Origin of the sequence: Rhodococcus sp. NPDC079359, from assembly GCF_040702585.1 — a bacterium.
GTDB lineage: Bacteria > Actinomycetota > Actinomycetes > Mycobacteriales > Mycobacteriaceae > Rhodococcoides.
Genome location: NZ_JBFBLH010000001.1, coordinates 1,005,306 through 1,027,538, shown reverse-complemented (window position 1 = coordinate 1,027,538; position 22,233 = coordinate 1,005,306). Strand labels below are relative to the sequence as shown.

General features: G+C 63.9%; 23 protein-coding genes, 1 tRNA gene and 1 rRNA gene. 22 read left to right on the top strand and 3 right to left on the bottom strand.

The window, feature by feature from the left end:
• The first annotated feature begins 186 nt into the window (after nt 1–186).
• The 20 genes from rrf to AB0362_RS04570 all read left to right on the top strand — a co-directional run bounded on the left by rrf (nt 187) and on the right by AB0362_RS04570 (nt 18,844).
• Nucleotides 187–303: ribosomal RNA gene (rrf, locus tag AB0362_RS04665) — 5S ribosomal RNA — on the top strand.
• 72 nt (nt 304–375) lie between these two features.
• A complete protein-coding gene (locus AB0362_RS04660; protein ID WP_094641563.1) occupies nt 376–1,257 on the top strand; it encodes a M48 family metallopeptidase in 882 nt (293 codons plus the stop codon).
• The gene (locus AB0362_RS04655; RefSeq protein ID WP_366234959.1) at nt 1,254–2,243 is read left to right on the top strand and encodes an HAD-IIA family hydrolase; all 990 of its coding nucleotides are present in this window, start codon (nt 1,254–1,256) and stop codon (nt 2,241–2,243) included. The genes AB0362_RS04660 and AB0362_RS04655 overlap by 4 nt, the downstream gene beginning before the upstream one ends.
• A 77-nt stretch (nt 2,244–2,320) precedes the next feature.
• The gene (locus AB0362_RS04650; RefSeq protein WP_068050998.1) at nt 2,321–2,563 is read left to right on the top strand and encodes a hypothetical protein; all 243 of its coding nucleotides are present in this window, start codon (nt 2,321–2,323) and stop codon (nt 2,561–2,563) included.
• A gap of 1 nt (nt 2,564) precedes the next feature.
• The gene (locus AB0362_RS04645) at nt 2,565–3,386 is read left to right on the top strand and encodes a TlyA family RNA methyltransferase (protein ID WP_366234958.1); all 822 of its coding nucleotides are present in this window, start codon (nt 2,565–2,567) and stop codon (nt 3,384–3,386) included.
• A complete protein-coding gene (locus AB0362_RS04640) occupies nt 3,383–4,348 on the top strand; it encodes an NAD kinase (RefSeq protein WP_149405664.1) in 966 nt (321 codons plus the stop codon). The genes AB0362_RS04645 and AB0362_RS04640 overlap by 4 nt, the downstream gene beginning before the upstream one ends.
• A gap of 2 nt (nt 4,349–4,350) precedes the next feature.
• Nucleotides 4,351–6,120, top strand: a complete 1,770-nt coding sequence (gene recN / locus AB0362_RS04635; protein ID WP_317784993.1) for a DNA repair protein RecN — start codon at nt 4,351–4,353, stop codon at nt 6,118–6,120.
• 84 nt (nt 6,121–6,204) lie between these two features.
• Nucleotides 6,205–7,389, top strand: a complete 1,185-nt coding sequence (steA, locus tag AB0362_RS04630) for a putative cytokinetic ring protein SteA (RefSeq protein WP_149405666.1) — start codon at nt 6,205–6,207, stop codon at nt 7,387–7,389.
• A complete protein-coding gene (locus AB0362_RS04625) occupies nt 7,386–8,333 on the top strand; it encodes a copper transporter (protein WP_094632063.1) in 948 nt (315 codons plus the stop codon). The genes steA and AB0362_RS04625 overlap by 4 nt, the downstream gene beginning before the upstream one ends.
• A gap of 150 nt (nt 8,334–8,483) precedes the next feature.
• Complete coding sequence (locus tag AB0362_RS04620; protein ID WP_149405668.1) at nt 8,484–10,214, top strand: CTP synthase; 1,731 nt, start codon at nt 8,484–8,486, stop codon at nt 10,212–10,214.
• Nucleotides 10,211–10,843, top strand: a complete 633-nt coding sequence (locus AB0362_RS04615) for an NUDIX hydrolase (RefSeq protein ID WP_366234957.1) — start codon at nt 10,211–10,213, stop codon at nt 10,841–10,843. Before AB0362_RS04620 ends, AB0362_RS04615 begins: the two co-directional genes overlap by 4 nt.
• Nucleotides 10,844–10,848: 5 nt before the next feature.
• Entirely contained in the window at nt 10,849–11,763 is a 915-nt protein-coding gene (gene xerD, locus AB0362_RS04610) for a site-specific tyrosine recombinase XerD (protein ID WP_094641577.1), read from the top strand.
• A gap of 109 nt (nt 11,764–11,872) precedes the next feature.
• Complete coding sequence (locus AB0362_RS04605) at nt 11,873–12,835, top strand: ParA family protein (RefSeq protein WP_068051009.1); 963 nt, start codon at nt 11,873–11,875, stop codon at nt 12,833–12,835.
• Nucleotides 12,836–12,861: 26 nt separating this feature from the next.
• On the top strand, nt 12,862–13,668 hold the full coding sequence (locus AB0362_RS04600) for a ScpA family protein (RefSeq protein ID WP_256989338.1): 807 nt from the start codon (nt 12,862–12,864) through the stop codon (nt 13,666–13,668).
• Complete coding sequence (scpB, locus tag AB0362_RS04595; protein ID WP_094668762.1) at nt 13,665–14,348, top strand: SMC-Scp complex subunit ScpB; 684 nt, start codon at nt 13,665–13,667, stop codon at nt 14,346–14,348. The genes AB0362_RS04600 and scpB overlap by 4 nt, the downstream gene beginning before the upstream one ends.
• A 12-nt stretch (nt 14,349–14,360) precedes the next feature.
• Nucleotides 14,361–15,557 carry a pseudouridine synthase gene (locus AB0362_RS04590; RefSeq protein WP_366234956.1) on the top strand — a complete coding sequence of 399 codons (1,197 nt, stop codon included), beginning with the start codon at nt 14,361–14,363 and terminating at the stop codon, nt 15,555–15,557.
• On the top strand, nt 15,557–16,240 hold the full coding sequence (gene cmk / locus AB0362_RS04585) for a (d)CMP kinase (RefSeq protein ID WP_094668760.1): 684 nt from the start codon (nt 15,557–15,559) through the stop codon (nt 16,238–16,240). The genes AB0362_RS04590 and cmk overlap by 1 nt, the downstream gene beginning before the upstream one ends.
• Complete coding sequence (gene der / locus AB0362_RS04580; RefSeq protein ID WP_149405670.1) at nt 16,237–17,685, top strand: ribosome biogenesis GTPase Der; 1,449 nt, start codon at nt 16,237–16,239, stop codon at nt 17,683–17,685. Before cmk ends, der begins: the two co-directional genes overlap by 4 nt.
• Before the next feature lie 85 nt (nt 17,686–17,770).
• Nucleotides 17,771–17,844: transfer RNA gene (locus AB0362_RS04575), tRNA-Pro, on the top strand.
• A 547-nt stretch (nt 17,845–18,391) separates the two neighbouring features.
• Nucleotides 18,392–18,844, top strand: coding sequence for a helix-turn-helix transcriptional regulator (locus AB0362_RS04570; RefSeq protein WP_366234955.1), 453 nt, complete (start codon nt 18,392–18,394; stop codon nt 18,842–18,844).
• A gap of 95 nt (nt 18,845–18,939) precedes the next feature.
• Here AB0362_RS04570 and AB0362_RS04565 read toward each other — a convergent pair whose 3' ends face one another.
• From AB0362_RS04565 to mftR, 3 genes are all read right to left on the bottom strand, one after another.
• Complete coding sequence (locus AB0362_RS04565; RefSeq protein ID WP_366234953.1) at nt 18,940–19,944, bottom strand: GAF domain-containing protein; 1,005 nt, start codon at nt 19,942–19,944, stop codon at nt 18,940–18,942.
• Nucleotides 19,945–19,998: 54 nt separating this feature from the next.
• Entirely contained in the window at nt 19,999–20,814 is an 816-nt protein-coding gene (locus AB0362_RS04560; protein WP_366234952.1) for an SDR family NAD(P)-dependent oxidoreductase, read from the bottom strand.
• Nucleotides 20,815–21,120: 306 nt separating this feature from the next.
• The gene (mftR, locus tag AB0362_RS04555; RefSeq protein WP_366234950.1) at nt 21,121–21,726 is read right to left on the bottom strand and encodes a mycofactocin system transcriptional regulator; all 606 of its coding nucleotides are present in this window, start codon (nt 21,724–21,726) and stop codon (nt 21,121–21,123) included.
• 106 nt (nt 21,727–21,832) lie between these two features.
• Between mftR and mftA the strand changes: the two genes are divergently transcribed.
• Nucleotides 21,833–21,946 (top strand): mycofactocin precursor MftA, encoded by a 114-nt coding sequence (gene mftA, locus AB0362_RS04550; RefSeq protein ID WP_080733295.1) that lies wholly within the window; start codon nt 21,833–21,835, stop codon nt 21,944–21,946.
• Nucleotides 21,947–21,948: 2 nt separating this feature from the next.
• Nucleotides 21,949–22,233 (top strand): mycofactocin biosynthesis chaperone MftB, encoded by a 285-nt coding sequence (gene mftB / locus AB0362_RS04545; protein ID WP_366234949.1) that lies wholly within the window; start codon nt 21,949–21,951, stop codon nt 22,231–22,233.

Sequence of the window (22,233 nt, the reverse complement as noted above, 5' to 3'; positions counted from 1 at the left end):
GTCGGGTAACCGATGCAGGTGACTGGTACTAATAGGCCGAGGACTTACCACAAAGAAGCTACGCGTCCACTGTGCAATATCTGAAACAACACACGTTTCAGCACAACACAATTGAATGAACCAGTACGTCACCGATCTTGATCAGGTGGCACCGCTGATGTTCCGTGTGACTTTGTTTCGCAGAGTTACGGCGGCCATAGCGGAGGGGAAACGCCCGGTCCCATTCCGAACCCGGAAGCTAAGCCCTCCAGCGCCGATGGTACTGCACTCGACAGGGTGTGGGAGAGTAGGACACCGCCGAACACCCGTTGTAAGAAGGGGACCCACTTGGTGGGTCCCCTTTTTGCGTTTGTACCGAAATCCGAAAGGACGCCCGTGTCGGAAGACAACAACGATCGTCGCCCGTCCCGTGGGGACGGCGGCAACCGCCCGAGCGAGTCCCGAGACCGCAATCCCCGCGCTCAGGACCGCCGCGGAGACCCGCGTCGTTCGGACGGTCCTCCCCGCAGACGTGGCGGTGAAGGTGGGTTCTCCGGCGATCGTCGCGGAAACAGCGCACCGTCGGACCGTCGACCACCACGTCCAGAAGAGCCGGATCTGCCCGACGAGGTCGAGGCCGGACAGCTCGAACCAGCAGTGCGTCGAGACCTGTTGAGCTTGGACAAGAACAACGCAACCGCCGTCGCTCGTCACCTCGTGATGACCAGCAGGCTGCTGGACGACGATCCCCAGTTGGCGCTGCTGCATGCGCGCGCTGCTCGTCAGCGCGCCGGCCGCATCGCCGTAGTGCGTGAAACCGCTGGTATCGCGGCGTACCACGCCGGTGAGTGGGCCGAAGCGCTGTCCGAGCTTCGCGCCGCCCGACGCATGGCTGGCGGACCGGGCCTGATCGCTGTGATGGCCGACTGCGAGCGCGGACTCGGACGCCCCGAGCGCGCCATCGAACTCGGTCGCAGTGACGAGGCTCGTGAGTTGACCGGCGAGGAAGCGTCGGAGCTTCGGATCGTCGTGGCAGGTGCTCGAATGGATCTGAACCAGTACGACCAGGCCGTCGTCACACTGCAGACCCCCGATCTCGACGCGTCGCGCTCGGGCACGGCTGCCGCTCGCTTGTTCTACGTCTACGCAGATGCGCTGGTTGCGGCGGGTCGCGTCGACGAGGGTGTGAAGTGGTTCCTCAATGCCGCTGCAGCCGATGTCGATGGTGAGACCGATGCAGAAGAGCGGGTCGAGGAGTTGTCCGGAGGCGGTCAGTGACCGCGCTACGCGACCTCCATGACGTTCTGCTGCTCGACCTCGACGGCACCGTGTACGCAGGCAAGGACCCCATTCCCGGTGCAGTAGAAGCGCTGTCGGGTGGTACGGAAAAGCAGTACTTCGTCACCAACAATGCCAGTCGTGCCCCCGAGGACGTTGCCGAACATCTGCGTGGTCTCGGGTTCGACACCACGGCAGAGTTCGTCGTCACCAGTTCCGAGGCCGGTGCCCGTGTGTTGGCGGACAAGTTGGACCCAGGTTCCCGCGTGCTCGTCGTCGGTACCGACGCGTTGGCGAACGAGATCACCAAGGTAGGTCTCGAGCCGGTGAGATCTGCCGACGACCATCCGGTCGCGGTGGTGCAGGGGCATTCGGTCGATACAGGCTGGAAGATTCTTGCCGAGGCTGTCCTCGCCATCCGTGCAGGTGCACTGTGGGTGGCAACGAACATCGACGCAACCCTGCCGACCGAGCGGGGACTCGTTCTGGGGAACGGCTCGATGGTCGCAGCGGTTCGCAACGCCACCGAGATCGAGCCGATCGTGGCAGGCAAGCCCGCCGCCCCGATCATGCACGACGCCATCGAGCGCAGCGGAGCACGTTCGGCACTGGTCGTCGGAGACAGACTCGACACCGACATCGCCGGAGCGAACGAAATCGATCTGCCGTCGCTGCTGGTATTGACCGGCGTGAGTACCGCTGCGGAGTTGTTGCATGCTCCTCGGCATTTGCGCCCGACTCACATCGGCCCCGATCTCGGAGTCCTCAACAAGGACGAGATGTCGTCGAGCGTCGGCAGCAAGACCGGTTGGACGGTCGGCATCGAGAACGAGGTGCTTTCCGTGCAGTACAGCGGGGACGGTGTGCCGGATGCGTTCGAGGGGGCGCTCGCCACACTGCACGTCGCCTGGTCCGGTTCGACGTTCTCGGACGTTCACTTCGAGGGAGATCGACTCGGCGATCTGCGTTCGCTCCTCGGCTGTTGAGGCTGCGTTCGACAGCAGGGTTCGGCGAGCGGCGGCGATCGGGCGTTCGTCGGACCCATCCGATAGCGTGAGTGGCGATGAGCGCGCCTATTCCACTACCAGGACAGCACCGGCCGAGCGGTGTCGTCGACGAGTCGTCGGCAGATCCGGACACTATTCGCACCGAGGTCGGTTCGCTGCTGAATCAGCTCACCATCGAGTCGGCGGACGACGAGGGATCCGAAGCCGTGGACTCCGAGGCCTTGGCACGCGATGCGAGTCTGCTCGACCGAGCGCACGAGGTACTCGTTCGTGCCCTGAACACCGTCGACAAGACCTGACATGGCTCGTCGCGCACGTGTCGACGCCGAATTGGTTCGTCGTGGACTCGCCCGATCTCGCGAGCACGCTTCGGAGTTGATCGAAGCGGGTCGGGTGAAGATCGCCGGGACGGTGGCCTCGAAGCCCGCGACCGCGGTGGAACCGGGCACACCGCTGTTGGTGGCCGAAGAAGACAACGAGATCTCGTGGGCCTCCCGCGGGGCGCACAAGTTGCTCGGTGCCCTCGACGCCTTCGAGCCGCTCGGGTTGACCGTCGAGCAGGCTCGTTGTCTGGACGCCGGGGCGTCCACCGGTGGGTTCACAGATGTTCTTCTCAGCCGTGGAGTGCGCGAGGTCGTTGCCGTGGATGTGGGATACGGGCAGCTGGTGTGGCGTCTGCAGTCCGACGACCGCGTTCACGTCATCGACCGCACCAACGTCCGGTCGATCGACGCCGACACGATCGGTGGACCTGTCGACGTCATCGTCGCAGATCTGTCGTTCATCTCGTTGAAGCTGGTTCTTCCCGCACTCGTCGCATGCTCGAAGCCGGGTACCGACATGGTGTTGATGGTCAAACCGCAGTTCGAGGTCGGCAAGGATCGCGTGGGTTCCGGTGGCGTGGTGCGAGATCCGGCACTGCGAGCCGAGGCCGTGGAGGATGTTGCGAACGCGGCCGTCGGCTTGGATCTGACTGTTCGCGCGGTGGCGGCGAGCCCGCTGCCGGGGCCGTCGGGCAACGTCGAGTACTTTTTGTGGCTGAGGGCAGGTGCAGACGAGGACTCGCCTCGCGCAGACATCACGGATCTCGTCCGGCTCGCGATCGAGGAAGGACCACAGTGACTCCGTCCCACGCAGCACCGGAACGGGAGTCGACTCGAGAGATTCTTCTCGTCGCCCATCCTGGTCGACCGGACATCGCCGAAACCGCGCGCCGCGTGGGCAAGGTATTCGACGAAGCGGGCATCTGTCTTCGCGTGCTCGTGGACGAGGTCGAGCCGTCGAAGATCGAAGCCTCCGATACCGAGGAACACGACCACGTGTTCGTCGCGGACATGAAACTGAACGTCGTCGAGTTCGGACCGGACGCAGCCGCCGGTTGCGAAATGGTCCTGGTTCTCGGCGGTGACGGGACCTTCCTACGCGCAGCCGAACTCGCGCGAGGAGCGTCCATACCGGTGCTCGGCATCAACCTCGGCCATGTCGGGTTCCTGGCGGAGGCCGAAGCCGACCATCTGGAAGATGCCCTGGCCCGCGTCATTGCCGGGGACTACCGCATCGAGCAACGCATGACACTGGACATTGCGATTCGCGTCGGCGACCAGGTGGTCGATCGTGGTTGGGCACTGAACGAGGCCAGCATCGAGAACGGGTCACGGCTCGGAGTGCTCGAGGTGGTCCTCGAAGTCGACGGTCGACCGGTGTCGGCTTTCGGGTGCGACGGCGTCCTGGTCTCCACACCTACGGGCTCGACGGCCTATGCGTTCTCGGCCGGAGGGCCTGTGGTCTGGCCCGAGCTCGAAGCGATATTGGTCATTCCGAGCAACGCACATGCTCTGTTCGCACGTCCACTGGTCACCAGTCCCGAGTCGATCGTTGCGATCGAGATCGATGCCGGCGGTCACGCGGGATTCGTATTCTGCGATGGCAGGCGCACATTGAGCCTGCCTGCCGGCGCTCGCGTCGAGGTGGTTCGGGGAGCGTCACCGATCAAGTGGGTTCGGCTCGATTCGGCACCGTTCGCCGATCGCATGGTCAAGAAATTCGAACTGCCCGTGACCGGGTGGCGGGGGAGAGCGAGGTAGGGATGCTCGAAGAGATTCGGATCGACAGCCTCGGAGTCATATCCGGTGCCAGCGCACAGTTTCACGAGGGGCTGACCGTACTCACCGGCGAAACGGGTGCCGGAAAGACCATGGTGGTCACCAGTCTGCACCTGTTGTCGGGTGCCCGCGCCGACGCAGGCCGGGTTCGGCTCGGCGCTCAGCGTGCTGTGGTCGAGGGGCGATTCAGTACCGACACCGCGTCGGAGCAGGTGATCGACGACGTCGACAGGGTGCTCGAGTCCTCGGGAGGTCAACGGGACGAGGACAATTCGATCATCGCCGTGCGTACCGTCAACTCGGACGGTCGTTCTCGTGCGCACCTCGGTGGGCGCAGTGTGCCGGCATCGGTGCTGTCGAACTTCACCGACTCCTTGTTGACGGTGCACGGTCAGAACGATCAGCTGCGTCTGCTGCGTCCCGATCAGCAACTCGGCGCGCTGGACAGATTCGCCGGGGATGCGGTGGCGTCCCTCGTCTCGAAGTACCGCACCGCGCGCAAGACGTGGCTCGACGCGCGCAACGAGCTGATCGACCGGACCGAACGCAGTCGCGAGCTGGCGCAGGAAGCCGATCGGCTGCAGTTCGGCCTCCAGGAGATCGACTCCCTGGCCCCCGAGCCGGGTGAGGATCGCTCCGTGGCCGAGGATGTGCGTCGGCTGGGGGATCTCGATTCACTGCGTGAGACCGCGGAAGGTGCTTCGGCGGCGCTGGTCGGGAGTACCGAGGAGGCGTCGGACACGGCGTCCGCGCTGTATCTGCTGGGCGAGGCTCGCTCTCGCCTCGAACATGCCGAGGACGCGGCACTGACCGAGCTGCTGCCGCGACTGAACGACGCGATGGCGATCGTGGGCGACATCGGGGCAGACCTCACCTCCTACCTGACGGATCTGCCGTCCGATCCGGGCGCGCTCGACTCGATCCTGAACCGGCAGGCCGAGCTGAAGTCGTTGACACGCAAGTACGCCGCCGATGTCGACGGCGTCATCGCCTGGGCGGAGGACGCCCGTGAGCGGCTCTCGCACATCGACACCTCGGCCGACGCGCTCGCCGAGTTGAGCGCCAAGGTCGACGCGGCTGCGGTCGACGTCGCGGCAGCTGCGTCGAAGCTCAGTGCGGCTCGGGCCAAGGCCGCTGTGAAGCTCTCGAAGGCGGTCAGCGTCGAGCTGGCGGGTTTGGCCATGGGAAAAGCCAAGCTGCAGATCGATGTTCGCGCACTTCCCGCCGGTCCGTCCGACACGGCTCCGATCGTCGTGGACGGGGCCGAACTGCATGCGGGCAGCAATGGCGTCGACGAGGTCGAGTTCAGGCTGTCCGCGCACGACGGTGCCCAGGCTCTTCCGATCAGCAAGAGTGCGTCGGGCGGTGAGCTCTCGCGGGTGATGTTGGCACTCGAAGTGGTGCTGGCGGGCTCGGACAAGGGCGCGACGATGGTGTTCGACGAGGTCGACGCCGGAGTGGGTGGTCGCGCGGCCGTCGAGGTCGGGCGTCGACTCGGCCGGTTGGCGCGCACGCACCAGGTCATCGTGGTCACCCACTTGCCTCAGGTCGCAGCATTCGCCGACACACACCTGGTGGTCGACAAGACCGATGCGAAGAAGGGCGCGGCGAACAGTGGGGTTCGGACGCTGTCGTCGTCGGAACGCGTCGTCGAGCTCGCGAGAATGCTCGCGGGTCTGGACGACACGGAGACCGGTCGCGCGCATGCCGAGGAGCTGCTGGCCACCGCAAACGCCGATCGGGCAGCGTTGTAACTTTTGGTGCTGATGTGATCAGTGTGGTAGTTGTTTCGGCGCGCCTCCGTCGTCGGGCGTGTCGATCGGGTCATCATGGTTCTCATGAAGATGCCGGCTCTGCTGTCACGTAGTCAGGATTCGCTGCCCGGAATCACCGGGATCGCGCGAGTGGATCGCAACACGGCCAAGCTGCTCAAACGGGTCGGCCCCGGTGACATCGTCGTGCTCGACGAGCTCGACCTGGACCGCCTGACCGCTGATGCTCTCGTCGAGGCAGGGGTGCTCGCGGTCGTCAACGCGTCGCCCTCGATCTCCGGGCGTTACCCGAACCTGGGGCCCGAGGCCATCGTGGCCAACGGGATCACCTTGATCGACTCGGCCGGCACCGAGGTCTTCAAGAAGATCAAGGACGGAACCAAGGTTCGTCTCAACGACGGCGGTGTCTACACCGGTGATCGGCGCCTCGCGAAGGGCGACGAGCAGAGCGAAGCCGAGATCTCGGACAAGATGATCGAGGCCAAGACGGGTCTGGTCGACCATCTGGAAGCGTTCTCGGGCAACACGATCGAGTTCATCCGAACCGAAAGTCCGCTGCTCATCGACGGCGTCGGTGTGCCGGACATCGACATCGATCTCAAGGGTCGCCATGTCGTGATCGTCGCCGACGGTCCCGGGCATGCAGAGGATCTGAAGAACCTCAAGCCGTTCATCAAGGAGTACTCGCCCGTCATCATCGGTGTCGGCGCGGGTGCCGACACCGCCATGAAGGCAGGTCATCGCCCCGATCTGATCGTCGGCGATCCCGAGGACGTCACTGCGCAGACGCTCAAATGTGGTGCAGAGGTGGTGCTTCCGGCGGATTCCGACGGCCACGCGCAAGGACTCGAGCGCATTCAGGATCTCGGTATCGGTGCCATGACGTTCCCGGCCACCGGTGCCGCTGCCGATCTCGCGCTGTTGTTGGCCGATCATCACGGGGCGTCACTCATCGTGTCGGTCGGTAGCCCGGCCAGCCTGGACGAGTTCTTCGATCGCGGTCGACGCAACACCAATCCGGCCGCGTTCATGACGCGTCTGAAGGTCGGGGCCAAGCTGGTCGACGCCAAAGCTGTTGCGACGCTCTACCGCAGCCGCGTGTCCGGCGGTGCGATCGCGCTGTTGATTCTGGCTGCGCTCGTTGCCGTGATCGTGGCGCTGGCCGTGTCCAACATCGGCGGTGAAGCGTTGGATTGGGCAATCGATCTGTGGAACCGGTTCGCTCTGTGGTTCCAGGGGTTGCTTTCGTGATTTCGCTTCGCCAACATGCCATTTCGCTGGCCGCGGTCTTCGTGGCACTGGCCATCGGCATCGTGCTCGGCTCGGGTCTGCTCTCGAGCGGGCTGGTATCGGGCCTCCGAGACGACAAGACCGGTCTCGAAACTCAGGTGGACGATCTGCAGGCGACCAACAATCAGCTCGGTGAGCAGCTCAACTCGGCCGACGGATTCGACGCTGCGGTATCGGGCCGGGTGTTGCGAGACACGTTGGTCGATCGCAGCGTCGTGGTCATCACCACTCCGGATGCCGATCCCGGTGACGTGGACGGAGTCACGCGGTCGATCGGGGCTTCGGGTGCCACCGTCACCGGCAGGGTGTCGCTGACCGATTCCTTCGTCTCCGCTGCGAACGGCGACGATCTTCGTACCCGCCTGACCAATGTCATTCCGGCCGGCGTGCAGTTGCGCACCGGCGCGGTGGACCAAGGCAGTCTCGCCGGAGACCTGCTGGGTTCGGTTCTGCTGCTCAACGCCGAGACCGCCCAGCCGCAGTCGACTCCAGAGGAACTCTCGCTGGCGCTCGAGACACTGCGCAGCGGCGGCTTCATCGCGTACGACAACGGTGCCGTCGCGCCCGCTCAGTTGGCAGTGGTCGTCACCGGTTCCGGCACCTCGGACGTGGAGGACGGTAACCGCGGTGCCATCGTTGCGCGGTTCGCAGGCGCTCTGGATTCACGTGGTGCAGGGGCGGTACTGGCCGGCCGATCCGGCGCCGCAGAGGGCAACGGTTCCATCGCCGTCGTGCGAGCAGATTCGGCGCTGTCGTCCGCTCTCAGCACAGTCGACAACGTCGACCGTGAAGCAGGGCGAATCACCACGGTTCTCGCTCTGGCGGAGCAACTGGACGGTGCCTCGGGCCGCTACGGCACCGGAGCGAACGCGAACGCCGTGACCGTCGGAGCGCCGGCGAGCTGATCGTCGTCGGAACGAGCGTGTCGTTGGCGGTGAGGTAGGTACTGGTGTTACCGTGAAGTCCCGTGGGTAGCAGGCCCAATTTTCACGCTTCACCTCTCTTATCAGCCCCCTGATAGGAGCAAGCCCTGCAGACTCGTCACGGGAGCCTCATTGTCACGCCTTCAGTCGCGTTCCGACACCAAGCACATTTTCGTCAGTGGGGGCGTCGCGTCCTCACTCGGAAAAGGCCTGACGGCATCCAGCCTCGGCCAGCTACTGACCGCACGCGGATTGCGCGTGACCATGCAGAAGCTCGATCCCTACCTCAATGTCGATCCAGGCACGATGAACCCGTTCCAACACGGTGAGGTCTTCGTCACCGAGGACGGCTCCGAGACCGACCTCGACGTCGGACACTACGAGCGATTCCTCGACCGCGATCTGTCCGGGTTCGCCAACGTCACCACCGGCCAGGTCTACTCGACGGTCATCGCCAAGGAACGCCGCGGTGAATACCTGGGCGACACCGTTCAGGTCATCCCGCACATCACCGACGAGATCAAGCGTCGCATTCTCGCGATGAACGGCCCGGATCTGCAGGGCCATCAGCCGGACGTCGTGATCACCGAAATCGGCGGCACCGTGGGCGATATCGAGTCGCAGCCGTTCCTCGAAGCAGCGCGTCAGGTGCGCCACGACGTCGGCCGCAACAACGTGTTCTTCCTGCACGTGTCGTTGGTTCCGTTCCTGGCTCCGTCCGGTGAACTCAAGACCAAGCCCACCCAGCACTCCGTCGCAGCACTGCGCAGCATCGGTATCCAGCCCGACGCGTTGATCCTGCGTTGCGATCGCGATGTGCCGCCGGGGCTCAAGAACAAGATCGCGCTCATGTGCGACGTCGACGTCGACGGCTGCATCTCCACGCCCGACGCGCCGTCGATCTACGACATTCCCAAGGTGCTGCACAAGGAAGGCCTGGACGCGTACGTCGTCCGTCAGCTCGGTCTCCCGTTCCGCGATGTCGACTGGACCATCTGGGGTGGCCTGCTCGAGCGCGTCCACCAGCCGCGCGAAACCGTGCGCGTCGGCCTGGTCGGCAAGTACGTCGACCTGCCCGACGCGTATCTCTCGGTCACCGAGGCGCTGCGTGCAGGAGGATTCGCCCATCGCGCGAAGGTCGAGATCAAGTGGGTGCCATCCGACGAGTGCTCGACGCCTGCGGGGGCGCAGGCCGCGTTGGGCGACGTCGATGCCGTGCTCATTCCCGGTGGTTTCGGTATCCGCGGTATCGAGGGCAAGCTCGGGGCCATCGAGTTCGCCCGTACGCGCAAGATTCCGTTGCTGGGGTTGTGCCTCGGATTGCAGTGTGTGGTCATCGAGGCGGCTCGTTCGGTCGGTCTGACCGATGCCAATTCCGCCGAGTTCGACCCGGAGACCAAGGATCCGGTGATCTCCACGATGGCCGATCAGGAAGACGCCGTCGCCGGTGACGCCGATCTCGGCGGCACGATGCGCCTCGGTGCCTACCCGGCCACCCTGCAGAAGGGCTCGGTGGTCGCGGCGTCGTACGGCACCGAGAACGTCTCGGAGCGCCACCGTCACCGTTACGAGGTCAACAACGACTACCGGGATCGAATTGCCAAGAGTGGCTTGGTCTTCAGCGGTACATCTCCGGACGGGCACCTGGTCGAGTTCGTCGAACTGCCTGCGTCGGTGCACCCGTTCTTCGTCGCTACTCAGGCGCATCCGGAGCTCAAGAGCCGGCCGACCCGTCCGCATCCGCTGTTCGCGTCGTTGATCAATGCGGCGCTGAAGTACAAGGCTGCGGAGCGTCTGCCGGTCGACATTCACGGTGACACGGTGGTGGCAGAGGAATCGGACGCGGCCGAGACCGTCGGATGAGCGAGCCTCGGCACGAGTTCACCACTCTCGAGTCGTCGGTGCCGTACTCGGGTGCCATCCTCGCCCTCCGGCTCGATCAGGTCGCTATGCCCAACGGCCGCAAGGCCGAGCGTGAGGTGATCGAGCATCACGGCGCGGTCGGGATTCTGGCCGTCGACGATCAGGACCGTGTGGCGATGATCGAGCAGTACCGGCATCCCGTCGGTCGTCGACTGTGGGAGTTGCCCGCCGGTCTGCTGGACGAGCCGGGGGAGCCGCCGGTGCTGGCAGCTCAGCGTGAGCTCGCCGAGGAAACCGGGCTTGCCGCCGGCACATGGTCGGTGCTGGTCGACGTGTTGGCCTCGCCCGGGTTCACCGACGAAGCCGTACGGATCTTTCTGGCACAGGACCTGACGGAAGTGGATCGGCCGGAGGCACACGACGAGGAAGCAGACATCGAACTCTCCTTCGTGCCGATGGACGAGGCCGTCCGGCGGGCGCTGTCGGGTGAGATCGTCAATGCGTCCGCTGTGGCGGGCGTGCTCGCGTTCGCTGCGGCGCGCGCTGCCGGCACCGAACTGCGCCCCGCCGATGCCCCGTGGCCCGATCTGCCGACAGCATTCGAGAAGCGGAAGAGTTCACGAAAGTAGTCACCGTGATCGGCCAGCAGATTCAGACCTACCTCGACCATCTGGTGGTCGAGCGTGGGTCGGCGCCGAACACGGTGTCGTCCTACCGTCGCGACCTGGTGCGGTACGAGCGGTTCCTCGGCGGCTACGGCATCACCGATCTGGCGAAGGTCTCGGAGAACGACATCACCGAGTTCGTGCTCTATCTGCGGCGCGGTGATGACGAATTCCCTGCTCTCGCAGCAAGTTCGGCAGCTCGGACGCTGATTGCTGTGCGCGGTCTGCACCGGTTCGCGCTCGCGGAAGGGATGGTCGAGCGCAACGTCGCGAGCGAGGTCAAGCCGCCCCAGCCGGCGAAGCGGTTGCCGAAGTCGCTGCCCGTCGATCAGGTGGTGGCGCTACTCGAATCGGCCTCGGTTGCCGGTCCCGATGCCCCGCGCGGACTGCGGGATCGAGCGTTGTTGGAGCTCCTGTATTCCACCGGGGCTCGAATTTCCGAGGCAGTGGGGCTCGACGTCGACGACATCGACACCGAAGCTCGCTCGGTGCTGCTGCGCGGCAAAGGCGGCAAGCATCGCATCGTCCCGGTCGGGCGACCCGCGATCGAGGCAGTCGACGCCTACCTGGTGCGTGGACGGCCGGGGCTGGTCTCGCGCTCGAATCCTGCGCTGTTCCTCAACGTCCGAGGCGGCAGGTTGTCTCGGCAGAGTGCGTGGCAGGTGTTGCAGGATTCGGCCGTGCGGGCCGGGATCACCGCGGGGGTCTCACCGCACGTTCTTCGGCATTCTTTCGCTACGCATCTGCTGGACGGTGGTGCCGACGTTCGCGTCGTGCAGGAGCTGTTGGGACATGCGTCGGTGACGACGACGCAGATCTACACCCTCGTCACCGTGAACACGATGCGCGAAGTGTGGGCCGGCGCGCATCCGCGGGCGAGATAGCACGAGGCCGGCGGCCGTGCGTCAGCGTGTCCGATGACGCTGCCGGCGCACCAAGCGGTAGCGTTCTCAGAACTACTCGAAGACGAACGGGACAGGGGAGCGCTGGAACGTGTCGACACCGCAGCCGCCAGCGGCGGAGTCAGCTTTGGATCATCCACATCTCGACGGTGGCCTGTTCCAGACGCGTCAACCGGAATCCAGTCGGGAGACACGCGACATCATTCCTGCTCCGAACGAGCTCGGGCCCACCGGTCGGATGACTCGGACCGTCCCGGATCCGCAACCGTTGGCCAATCACGGCCCGGCCAAGATCATCGCGATGTGCAACCAGAAGGGTGGCGTCGGCAAGACGACGTCGACCATCAATCTCGGTGCCTCGTTGGCCGGCTACGGCCGTCGCGTGCTGCTCGTGGACCTCGACCCACAGGGCGCACTGTCCGCGGGATTGGGCGTTGCACATCACGAGCTCGATCTGACGGTCTACAACCTCCTCGTCGAGGCGAAGGTCTCCGCCGACGACATCATCATGCGGACTCGTGTCGAGAATCTCGATCTGATGCCCAGCAACATCGACCTCTCGGCCGCTGAGATTCAGCTGGTCACCGAGGTGGGCCGCGAGCAGACGCTCGGTCGAGTGCTGCATCCGATTCTGGATCGCTACGACTACGTGCTCATCGACTGCCAGCCGTCCCTCGGTCTGTTGACGGTCAATGCCCTCACGTGTGCCGACGAAGTGTTGATCCCGATGGAGTGCGAGTACTTCAGCCTTCGTGGCCTGGCATTGCTCAACGACACCGTCGAGAAGGTGCGCGATCGTCTCAATCCGCGGCTGAAGTTGGCCGGCATCGTGGTGACGATGTTCGACGCCCGCACACTGCACTCGCGTGAGGTGATGACGCGAGTGGTCGAGGTGTTCGGCGACGTCGTCTACGACACGGTGATCACACGCACGGTTCGGTTCCCCGAGACCAGCGTTGCCGGTGAGCCGATCACCACGTGGGCTCCGAAATCCGGCGGCGCACAGGCGTACCGCGCCCTGGCGCGCGAGGTGATCTACCGGTCGGGTCCGTGACCGTCGACGCTGCTGACGAAGCCCCGATCGAGGTTCCCGCCGACGCGGATCCGTCGAAATTTCGGGTGCGTCTGCTCAACTTCGAGGGACCGTTCGATCTGCTGCTGTCACTGATCAGTCAACACCGCATGGACGTCACCGAAGTGGCGTTGCACACCGTCACCGACGATTTCATCTCGTTCACCAAGTCACTCGGTGCCGATGTCGGCCTCGACCAGACGACGGAATTCCTCGTCGTCGCCGCGACTCTGCTCGATCTCAAGGCGGCGCGGTTGCTGCCCTCGGGTGATGTGGAGGACGCCGAGGACCTGGCGCTGCTCGAAGTGCGAGATCTCCTCTTCGCTCGACTCCTCCAGTACCGCGCATACAAGCAGGTCGCTCTGCTGTTCGGTGAGCTGGAAGCTGCTGCGCTGCGGCGTTATCCGCGATCGGTGTCGGTGGAGGACAGGTACGCCGACCTGATTCCCGAGGTGCTGCTCGGCGTCGACCCGGCCACGTTCGCAGACATCGCCGCAGCGGCGTTCAGGCCCAAGCCGATTCCCCAGGTGGGACTCGATCACATTCATCAGCACGCTGTCTCGATTCCCGAGCAGGCGGAATGGCTGCTCGAGAATCTGCAGGGGCGAGGCCTGAACGAGTGGGCGTCGTTCTCGGAGTTGGTGCAGGACTGCGAGGTGCAGGTGGAAATAATCGCGCGATTTCTGGCGTTGCTGGAGCTGTTCCGGCAACAGGTGATCGCGTTCGAGCAGCCCGAGCCGCTCGGCGATCTTCGAGTGAGTTGGACCGGTAAGGACGAAGGACCCATCGTGGTCACGGAAGAGGACTACGCATGAGTGCCGACCCCGAACTCGAGCTCGAGGACGTCGACGATTCCGAGGAGCTCGACGACACCACTCTCGCGTCGGCTCTCGAAGCCGTGTTGCTGATCGTCGACACACCGGCCTCGGACGAGCAGCTCGCCTCCGCCGTGGGTGCCTCGGTGGCCCGCGTGCGCGCGACCTTGACGGCGATGGCCGCCGAACTGACCGAACGAACCAGCGGAATCGACCTTCGCTATGCCGGTGACGGATGGCGTTTCTACACCCGAACCGCCTATGCGCCGTACGTCGAACGGCTGCTTCTGGACGGCGCTCGGTCCAAGCTCACACGCGCGGCATTGGAAACCCTGGCCGTGATCGCATATCGTCAACCGTTGACCCGCGCACGAGTCAGCGCCGTGCGAGGAGTCAACGTCGATGGAGTGATGCGTACGTTGCTCGCCCGTGGACTGATCTCCGAAGCAGGAACGGACCCGGAGACGAACGGCACGATGTACTGCACCACCGAGCTGTTCCTCGAACGGCTCGGGCTCGCATCGCTCGGTGATCTACCCGAACTGGCACCGCTGTTGCCGGGTGTGGACCTGATCGACGAGATCAGTGACAGCATGGACACCGACCCGAGAATGACCCGCTCCACCAAGAACCGCGGATCGAAACCCGATCCGGCAGCCGAGCTCGACTCGGACGACTGATAGGTAAGACAAGTGAACAAGCCCGCTCGCCGTGATGGCACACCGGACCGTAACAAGAGACAAGATCCACGCAGGAAGCCGACCGCAGGTAGGTCGGACACTCCGCGTGACGCGCGCCGCGGAGATCGCACCCGCGACGCTGCGCCCCGTGACGGCGCTCCTCGTACCGGAGGACCTCGCGCAGGAGCTCCTCGCACTGGAGGACCTCGCGCAGGCGCGCCCCGTACCGGAGCTCCTCGCACAGGAGCCCGACCTGCCCCTCGCCGTGGCGTCGAGCAGGACGAATCGACCGTTTACACGCCCGTCGAGACCGGCGTCAACGACCGCAGCAACGACGCTGTTCCTCGCAAGAAGCCGTCGCGTCCCAAGCCGCCGAAGCCGCAGAAGAAGCAGGTTCCGTCGACCACGATCAGCAACGCCAAGCCGGCGAAGCATCAGCACACCGATTCCTCACCGCGCAAGCACGTACCCGCCGGTGAAGGTGTTCGGTTGCAGAAGGTGCTCGCACAGGCCGGCGTCGCATCGCGTCGCGCCGCCGAGGAACTGATCGCCGACGGCCGCGTCGAGGTCGACGGACGCATCGTCACCGAACAGGGCATCCGCATCGATCCCAACATCGCCGTGGTCCGTGTCGACGGCACCCGCGTGGTGGTGAAGGAAGAGCTGGTTCATCTCGCGATGAACAAGCCGCGTGGATGGCAGTGCACCATGTCCGACGATCTGGGACGCCCATGCGTCGGCGACATCGTCTCCGAGCGGGTCCAGGCGGGGCAGCGACTGTTCCACGTCGGCCGTCTCGATGCCGACACCGAGGGACTGTTGCTCTTCACCAACGACGGTGATCTTGCTCACCGCCTGATGCACCCGTCGTTCGAGGTTTCGAAGACCTACCTCGCGACGTTGTCGGGCACCATCCCCCGCACGCTCGGCAAGCAGCTGCGCGAGGGCGTCACTCTCGACGACGGCCCGGTGAAGGTCGACGGCTTCCAGCTGCTCGACATCTCGGACGGCAAGTCGCTCGTCAAGGTGACCCTGCACGAGGGCCGCAAGCACATCGTGCGTCGGTTGTTCGACAAGGTCGGATTCCCGGTCGGGCGCCTCGTGCGTACCGATGTCGGCAATATCGTGCTCGGCGATCAGCGTCCAGGAACACTGCGTGTTCTCGGTCGCGGCGAGATCGGCAAGCTCTACGAATCCGTAGGCCTGTGATGAGTGCGCTCGTCGTGGCGATGGACGGTCCCTCGGGCACCGGTAAGTCGTCGGTATCGCGCAGACTGGCGTCGGCACTGGAAGCCAGCTACCTCGACACCGGTGCGATGTACCGCGTCGCGACGGTATGGGTTCTCCGTTCGGGCGTCGAGCCCACCGATGCGGATGCGGTCGCGAAAGCCGTTGCGGCGCTTCCCCTCGAGATCGGCAAGGACCCGCTGTCCGAGACCGTGTTGCTCGACGGCGAGGACGTCAGCGGCGAAATCCGCGGCGACGCAGTCACCAAGGCCGTCTCTGCGGTGTCCGCAGTGCCTGCGGTGCGCGAGTTGTTGGTGCAGATGCAGCGCGACCTCGCGAGCTCGTCGACGCGAATCGTCGTGGAGGGCCGCGACATCGGCACCGTCGTTCTTCCCGACGCCGACGTGAAGGTGTTCCTGACTGCCTCACCGGAGGCGCGGGCAGAGCGTCGCAACAAACAGAACATCGAACAGGGTCGCGACGACGACTACGAATCCGTGCTCGCGGATGTGCAACGCCGCGATCATGCAGATTCGACGAGAGCAGTGTCACCGCTTCGTCCCGCCGAGGATTCGGTGATCGTCGATACCAGCGAGCTGGATCTCGACGGCGTGATCGAGCGTTTGCTGCTCGTGGTGAACGACAGAAGTGGAGCAGTGCAGTGAGTGAAGAATTCTTCTCCGGCGCAGCGGAAACCGCGGGCGACGGAATATGGAGTGACGAAGGCGAGTGGGAGTACGTCGACCTCAACGAGGGCGACGACGGCGAAGACGCCGTTGCCGTACCGACTCTCGCCGTGGTGGGTCGTCCGAACGTCGGTAAGTCGACGCTCGTCAACCGCATCATCGGACGACGCGAAGCCGTCGTCGAGGACGTCCCCGGCGTCACCCGCGACCGGGTGTCGTACGAGGCCAACTGGAGTGGTCGACGCTTCCTGGTGCAGGACACCGGCGGTTGGGAGCCCGACGCCAAGGGTCTGCAGGCATCCGTTGCGCGCCAAGCCGAGTTGGCCATGCACACCGCCGACGCGATCCTGTTGGTCGTCGACGCGCGAGTCGGCTCGACGACGACGGACGAGGCTGTCGCACGAGTGCTGCGCCGGTCGAAGACTCCGGTTTTGTTGGTGGCCAACAAGGTCGACGACGGCCGCACCGAGTCCGAGGTCGCCGCACTGTGGTCGCTGGGTCTGGGGGAGCCGCTGTCGGTTTCCGCGACTCACGGCCGCGGTACCGGTGATCTGCTGGACCGGGTTCTCGAGGCGTTGCCCGAGACTCCGCGCGAAGGAATCCCCGGTGGGGGACCCAGGCGTGTTGCTCTGGTCGGTAAGCCGAACGTGGGCAAGTCCTCGCTGATCAACAAGCTCTCGGGTGACGAGCGCTCGGTGGTGCACGATGTTGCCGGCACCACCGTCGATCCCGTCGACTCGTTGGTCGAATTGGGCGGCAAGACATGGCGATTCGTCGACACCGCCGGACTGCGCAAGCGCGTCAGTCATGCCAGTGGTGCCGAGTTCTACGCATCGCTGCGCACCAAGTCCGCGATCGAGGCCGCCGAGGTCGCGATTCTGCTTCTCGATGCTTCCGAGGTGATCTCGGAACAGGACATGCGTGTGCTCAGCATGGTCGCCGATGCCGGCCGCGCTTTGGTGTTGGCGTTCAACAAGTGGGATCTGGTGGACGACGATCGTCGTCAGCAGCTCGAGAAGGAGATCGATCGCGATCTCGCTCGGGTGCCGTGGGCACAGCGAGTGAACATCTCGGCGCAGACGGGCCGTGCGGTCCAGAAGCTCGTGCCCGCTCTGGAGACGGCTCTGGAGTCGTGGGACAAGCGTGTCCCCACCGGCAGGCTGAACACGTGGCTCAAGGAGGTCGTGGCGGCCACTCCGCCGCCGATGCGAGGGGGACGTCTGCCGCGCATCATGTTCGCGACGCAGGCCAGCACCCGGCCGCCGACGTTCGTGCTGTTCACCACTGGCTTCCTCGAGGCCGGCTACCGCCGATTCATCGAGCGGCGTCTGCGTGAAGAGTTCAACTTCGACGGCAGCCCCGTCCGTGTTTCGGTACGTATCCGCGAGAAGCGGGAACGGCCGGGCAAGGGCAACAACCGCTGATGTAGCCCGACCCCGCCCCTGAGCAGGCGATTTCCTCTCAGGGGTAGGGCTGGGGTAATCTCAGCAAGCGCCTTTCGAGGCGCGGCGGGCTGTGGCGCAGCTTGGTAGCGCACTTGACTGGGGGTCAAGTGGTCGCAGGTTCAAATCCTGTCAGCCCGACACAGAGAGATGCAGGCCAGAGGCGGTTTCGGAGAAGTCCGGGACCGCCTTTGTTGGCCCAAAATAGGGCTCCGTGCCGCTCAGTGTCACTACTCGTTCCCTAGTCGATTTTCGGTGTCCACAGACGTCCGCCTCGACCGCCCTGACTGAGCCAAGGTTTCGGACGGTTCGACCGCGTGAATCTCGAATCCGGTAAATGCTGATCTCAGCCGTCGACGGCAACTGCGATGCGGCAAGGGCGAGCGACGCGAACATGTAGAACTCCCGACAGGAATGATCGGACGGATTCTGTGAACAGACCGACCTGATGTCCCGCGCTACAAGCAGTGCCGAGATAGACAAGCACCGAGGATTCCCTTTTGGGTGCGCATCAGGACTGTAGAACAGGTTTGGTGCACCGCGCAATCGGTTCAGCTTCGCGGAACTCAACTCGGATTGACGCATGATTGCAACAATAGCGCGCAACTATAAAACGCACAAGAGTTCATGGACATCGTCGATCGAGGAAGATGGGACTGTCTTGAAGGGTCGACAGGGAGTTGGGATAGTGCCGCGAAGCGGAGTTCGTGGGTTTCGCGCCGACCGGTTGCGGGAGCTACGGGTACGTGCGGGGTTCAGTGCTGACGACCTTGCGGCGAAAGTGGGCGCGACCAGGCAGGCGGTATCGACCTGGGAGACGGGGCGCTCAACGCCGCCGCCTGCGGCGCTTGGCCGGATCGCGAACGCCCTGCATACGTCGGTCGCGGCGCTGGTTCCCATTCCGGAGTCTCAGCTCAAATTGTCCGACTTGAGGGTGCATGCCGCGCTGTCCCAGGGCGACGCTGCGCAGCTGCTCGGGATGTCGACCACCGTTCTCGCCGACATCGAACGTGGGCGCAAGCCCGAGAACGAGGAGCGCATCGAGTCGTTCTCCAAAGCGTATGGGGTGTCGGCTCGGACGGTGGCGGCTGCGTGGAGTCGAACGCGCGATGCCCGCACGACACGCGCACAGTCCTTGTAGACAACGCAACTATTAAACGCACTTTCAGCGTTCGCGCTTCAACTGCACTCAGTCCGCAACGGGCTATCTGGATCCGTAAGGATCCGCGAACTTATTTACTCCTCGGACAATTCGGTCAGAGTGACGAGTGCGGCCGTGGTGTGCTGATCGAGCGAGACCAAAACCGCATCGATTGTCATCGGCTTCCAATTTCCGTCGAGAGTTCTGAAGCGAAGCGCGCCGTTGGTGCGTTCGCGTGCGAGTGCGTTCGACATTTGCTTCGCAATTGGTACGTCGTCCGGATGAATTGCAGGTACCGGTTCGCCAGGAAGGTTTTCCCAGCAGATATCCGGTGCGGGGTCAGAGTTGTACCAGCGCAACAAGTTAAGTGTTCTGAGGTTCACCAGCGCGCGGTACTCGCCGTCCTTGGTGGAAGCCTCCAGAACGCGATGCTCGAGAATCGTAGGTGGTGGAGCGATATTGATTTCACCTGCGGGGCCGATGTCGTGGGTGATACCCCTCAGGATGACTTCGGTGCCCGAAACCCCGTCTTCGGCAATCATCCGGCACGAGAAGTGCGCGGCCCGAAGTTCACCGTCGTCCCGCCTCACTGTCCAGACTGCTTGGTGAGTGGTGCCCGGCGCTGATTGCACGATCTTGGCCATTGCTTCGCTCTCGTCACGGTTGGTGACAAGTCGCGTGAACGCGCCCGCGAGTGCACGCTGGGTCTCGCGCTCGTCTTGCGGAACGCGGTAAAGGTCGAGTAGATCGTTACTACCGCTTGCTGTGCTCTTCGTAAGGTTGAACTGCCATGCTCCCGCGGCATCCCGTGGAGGCGGAGACTCGTCGCGCTGGCCGAGCCACACCCATGCGCCATGTGTACGGCCCGCAAACGTTCGCAGTGGTTCGGCCAGTACTCGCCTGAATCGGTCTTTGGATAGGCGATCCACTTCGGCGCCTGTGGAGAGCGCCTCCGCTACCGCGGCCACTGCCTCGTTGCGGCTGGCGGAGCTGCGGAGAACATTACGAGGTGAGACAAAGGATTTCGGCGAAGATCCAACTCCGATCACGGACGGCTCTGCGTCTCCGAACGTCTCGATGAGAATCCAGCTATTCGTCATGGTTGATCGACCCCCGCAGGTCTGGTGAGTGAATTGTCCGTTGGTGACGGCTTGTCAGCGCCGCCGCAGTGCTTGGAGCGTAGGTAGCAGTTGTTGGTAATGAGGGCCGAGCACGCGCGTGGTCACGTCGATGAGGCGAGCGTCATTCCCGATTGTCACCTGCGATTTTCCCTTCCACGCACCCGCGATAATCTTGCGGGCGGCCTCTTCAGGGGTGGTTCGGGCTATGTGGCTATCGAATAGTTCGGCAGTCCGCGCCTTGTCAACGCCGGGTGCCGCCCGTGCTGTCCGCGCGATCGACGTTTTGATTCCACCGGGGATAACGCATGTCGCACGCGCGGTTCGTGACGTCAGCCGTAGCTCTTGGTTGAGGGCCTCGGTGAAACCTCGTACGGCAAATTTGGACGCGTTGTAGGCGGAGTAGCCGGGTGCGGACATAACCCCAAATGCAGATGAGACATTGATGATTCGACCTCGACGTGAGTTCAGGATGTCCGGCAAAAATGCGCGGGAGCTGTTCACGACGCTCTCGAAGTTGGTTGCCATCACGAGATCGAAGTCAGCTGGGGGAGTGTCGATGACATCGCCGCTATAGAGGATTCCCGCGACGTTAAAGATCGCATCGATACCGCCCATTGCGGAGCGTGAAGTCGCTGCCCACGAGTCGACTTCGGTCCGGTCGGCGACGTCTAGATGGGTCGCGTGTGCGAAATTGGTGGAAGCCGCACATTGTGACTGGACATCGAGAAGGTCGTCGAAGTTTTTGTCTGCGAGGGAAAGGGACCAGTTCGAGCGTGCTAGCTGCAAAGCGACCTCGCGGCCCACTCCCGAGCCCGCCCCGGTGACCGCGGCTTTCCATCTCCCCGGCATCTGCCCTGCGCCCTCCCTAGCCTCGATATCGTCGGTAACTAGGCACCGTAACGACTTCGTACTCAATGCGCTAGCAACCAGCTGGTCTGTATTGCAGTTTGTGCACAAGGCTTGATCGGAGTGGCCGGTTTGAGCGCCAAATTATTGGACACGGCGAGGTGCTGCCGTTGACTTGTTAGGTGCGGGCCGGCAGCTCGCGCGCGCTGATAGCTGACCGTACGCAGACTTGGGTCGGTCCTGTGTTGTGCGCGTAGTAATGCGGCTGGGCGAAAAGCTGAACGAGTCAGATCGGGTCGAATATCGCCTTCAGAGCGGACCGTCGAGGCCGCCGTTAAGAATGCTGGTTCCGTCGTGCAGGAGTTCAACCAGGCTTGACTCGTCGTCAGCCAGCCACTGCTCGTATGCCGAGATCGCTATGCCGAGCAGAATCCATCCGACTGTGCGTGGCAGATGATCGGTCGGTGCGCGTTTCGTCCGAACAGCTACGTATTCGGCGATAACCAGCCTCCAGCCCTCGTACATGACCATCGAATAGCTCTGCAGTGCAGGATTTCCCAGAATCAGTGCCATTCGCTCGCGGTGGACGGCGGCTTCCTCCGGAGGGAACGTGTTGAACTGCAGCAACGCCGATCGAAGTGCCTCTGCAAGGCCTATGTCGACGGGCAGGCCGTCGAGATGGGCCCGGAGTGCAGCGAGCTGATTGTCGAAATCGCCCCACGGAACGGCGTTCTTGGACGGGAAATAGCGGAAGAACGTTCGACGTGCGATGCCTGCGGCATCGGCTATGTCATCGATGCTGGTCTCGTCGAATCCCTTCGACGTGAACAGTTCGATGCCGAGGTCGCTCAGTTGTCCTCGCGTCGTGGACGGTCGCCGACCTGTCGGTCTCGACGGTGTGGGGCCTGAGGCCATCTTTCTTCTCCGAACTCTAGCTTTATGCACTCAGTGCCATTATCGTGGTGATCCGAGCCACTATCGACTGCGATTGTGGTCCACAACTACTCCTGGAGGTACCTCGATGTCGAAGAACAACGAGAACGCTGTAGTCGGTACGGCTGTCGTCGAATCGGATCTGGTGGAGGAGTCGTTGGTCGAGGAAGTGTCGATCGACGGCATGTGCGGCGTGTACTGATCATGACCACTGCAGTGCAGGACGCACTCGATCTCGATACACAGTGGACTCTGCATCCGCAGGTGGCGCTGCGACCCGAATCGTTCGGGGCGCTGCTCTACCACTTCGGAACCCGCAAGCTCTCCTTTCTCAAGAACCGCACGATCGTAGCGATCATCGAATCGTTCCCCGATCACCCGACTATGCGTGCCGCGATCGCGGCCGCCGGTATCCCGGAGTCGGGGATGGCCACGTACACCAAAGCGTTTGCGACGCTCGCTGATTCGCGCATGATCACCACGCTCTGA

What these genes read in the sequence shown, in the direction of transcription:
- AB0362_RS04650 (WP_068050998.1), top strand. Translation starts at nt 2,321, where the DNA reads ATGAGCGCGCCTATTCCACTACCAGGACAGCACCGGCCGAGCGGTGTC.
- AB0362_RS04645 (WP_366234958.1), top strand. Translation starts at nt 2,565, where the DNA reads ATGGCTCGTCGCGCACGTGTCGACGCCGAATTGGTTCGTCGTGGACTC.
- recN (WP_317784993.1), top strand. Translation starts at nt 4,351, where the DNA reads ATGCTCGAAGAGATTCGGATCGACAGCCTCGGAGTCATATCCGGTGCC.
- steA (WP_149405666.1), top strand. Translation starts at nt 6,205, where the DNA reads ATGAAGATGCCGGCTCTGCTGTCACGTAGTCAGGATTCGCTGCCCGGA.
- AB0362_RS04615 (WP_366234957.1), top strand. Translation starts at nt 10,211, where the DNA reads ATGAGCGAGCCTCGGCACGAGTTCACCACTCTCGAGTCGTCGGTGCCG.
- scpB (WP_094668762.1), top strand. Translation starts at nt 13,665, where the DNA reads ATGAGTGCCGACCCCGAACTCGAGCTCGAGGACGTCGACGATTCCGAG.
- cmk (WP_094668760.1), top strand. Translation starts at nt 15,557, where the DNA reads ATGAGTGCGCTCGTCGTGGCGATGGACGGTCCCTCGGGCACCGGTAAG.
- AB0362_RS04565 (WP_366234953.1), bottom strand. Translation starts at nt 19,944, where the DNA reads ATGACGAATAGCTGGATTCTCATCGAGACGTTCGGAGACGCAGAGCCG.
- AB0362_RS04560 (WP_366234952.1), bottom strand. Translation starts at nt 20,814, where the DNA reads ATGCCGGGGAGATGGAAAGCCGCGGTCACCGGGGCGGGCTCGGGAGTG.
- mftR (WP_366234950.1), bottom strand. Translation starts at nt 21,726, where the DNA reads ATGGCCTCAGGCCCCACACCGTCGAGACCGACAGGTCGGCGACCGTCC.
- mftA (WP_080733295.1), top strand. Translation starts at nt 21,833, where the DNA reads ATGTCGAAGAACAACGAGAACGCTGTAGTCGGTACGGCTGTCGTCGAA.
- mftB (WP_366234949.1), top strand. Translation starts at nt 21,949, where the DNA reads ATGACCACTGCAGTGCAGGACGCACTCGATCTCGATACACAGTGGACT.